At 37.3% G+C, this 2,190-nt stretch carries 1 protein-coding gene; it reads right to left on the bottom strand.

What is annotated here, in order from left to right:
* Positions 1 to 414: 414 nt before the first annotated feature.
* The coding region (locus B5D35_RS24475; RefSeq protein WP_157828482.1) for a hypothetical protein at positions 415 to 2,190 on the bottom strand (1,776 nt) is incomplete at its 5' end.

Below are 2,190 nucleotides of genomic sequence, written 5' to 3'. Positions count from 1 at the left end.
GGATAACCTAGGGTCTCAGCGGCCTTCTACTAACTTTGCAACGGAGCCTGCTGAAGGGTTACGTGAACCTGCGTACTGTGCTCAGGCAGAATGGCTTACACCGGATTTAGGTCGGGTTCGACGGTGAGCGAATTGATATCACAGACAAAACGCAGGTGAGTAGACCGCCGGCCTAGTGCCGGAGCGGGGTTTATCCACGTTCGCAGCCAGCTACCCTTGAAGGTAAGGATTCAATTTCCTTACCTTCAAGGGCGAAGTGCGTCTGATTGAAAATCAGTTCACTTTTTGACTCAGGATGGCCTGGGATTTCTGCTACCTCATATTAATTTCGCAACGGAGCCGGCTAATTATATCTGGTGAACTGGTACATCATGATATTTTTTAAACTTTGCTACACTACCGCCGGATATTACCTTAAAAATCCGCATTAAAAGATAGCTCAAAGTTAGCCTCTCCAGATTTAGCAAAATTACTACCGAATGATAACTGACCTATTTCAATATTTCTAGTGAACTTTGCCTTAATAGATTTTGAAGTATATACGCCAGATTTTCCAATCGAATAAGATAAGTCAAGATTACTGTATTGAGATAAGAACTCATATTCAAATTCTATTTCTTTACCATTATCTTGACCATAAACGTTGTTGTCACTGTGCCATAATTTTGGAGTGACGGTGAATTTATTCTCATATCCAGATATTATAACTTGCCTGGAAATATCACCATCCACATAATATTTAACACCACTATAATTAGGAAGATCGAATTCAAGATGTGAATTTTCATTTCCTTGACTAGCGTAAATTGACGCTTTCGACGTCACAGCATATGACAAGTTAACTCCAATTCTAGGCTTAAATAAAAACTCTTGGAGATTTTTCTCCGTGGATATAGCTAACCCCGTTAATCCTGCTAAGTATTTATAATCGCCGTTAGAGTTAATATCACCACCATCATAGTTACTAAAATCTAACTCGTAGCTGTGATAGCCACCACCAAGAGCTACGTAATATTGCAAAGATGCTATATTATATATAGTTGCACCATAATAGCCTACATTTATACCCACTCCAGTTATATTACCCTCAGCGTTATTTCTGCTTACAGCAGAGTCTTTTCCATAACCACCAAATGACAGCCCACTAAAAGATGTACTTGAATTTGCCCATTCTTTTAAAAAGTTAAAAGTGGATTTAAATGACTTTATATCCAGATCATCTGAAACATCAACACTATAGGTCCCATCCAAAGATGTACTCACACCGCTGCCACAAGACTTAGATTTATTGCCAAAAGTACCTTGAGCGGATGTTGTTTGATCTCCTGATTTATTAACAGCACCATCAAAATCAAAATTTTCATAATAACAGTCAACATTATCACCCTGTGTTTTTTTAGTTAAAATCCTTTTAGCTGCATTACTATAACTTGATTCCAAGTCATTTACTGTAATAAATAGATCCCTTTCAAGTATGTCTTTGACGTCTTCTTTAATAAGTTCAGCAACGCTAAGCATTTTAATTTCATTAGAAACACCCACTGAAAATCCATCAGCATAGAATGCTAATTTATACGAAGTGTTATTTGCTGATTTACTTAAATGCAAGTTTGCATATCTACCAAATCCATTATTAGATGTAACAACAGTTGATTGATTATTTGCATTAAGACTTCCACTTCCTGAAATTAACCTGGCAGTGATTAATGTTGTGTTATCATCTGTATAAGTGTTTCCTGATTTATTAACAAGTCTAACTACTGGTTGTGTTATAAAGTCTCCATGCTTCCCTAATACAGGTTGAGTTTCAATAACTATGCTACCTTTGGTTGAGTTATAAGATGAAAACTCTACAGATAGATTAGGTATACTGTGAGGGATCCCATCTGTGGTAATGATTGTCGCCTTAACAACTGTATTTCCATCCTCAGCTGACAAAATCCCAAAATCATATATGGCACCATTATCAGGTCTAGGAATAGTAATGCTACGTCCCGAAGGGTTTACAGTTAACGTTCCAGGACCAGATATAATTTCAGCATTAACACTATCGATTTGAGATGTGTCGGGCAATAGGTTGTTAAATTCATCTCTGATAGCAATAGATAATGTCAATTCACCTTGATTAACATCCCACTGAGCAGAAGAAAGTGCTGTAAACTTAGTTCCGTTAGACTCAGGTGAGTTTGC

The sequence above is a fragment of the Enterovibrio nigricans DSM 22720 genome, from assembly GCF_900167155.1.
Taxonomy (GTDB): Bacteria; Pseudomonadota; Gammaproteobacteria; order Enterobacterales; family Vibrionaceae; genus Enterovibrio; species Enterovibrio nigricans.
Note: the sequence above shows the minus strand (reverse complement) of the source record. Positions and strands in the feature narration are given on the sequence as shown.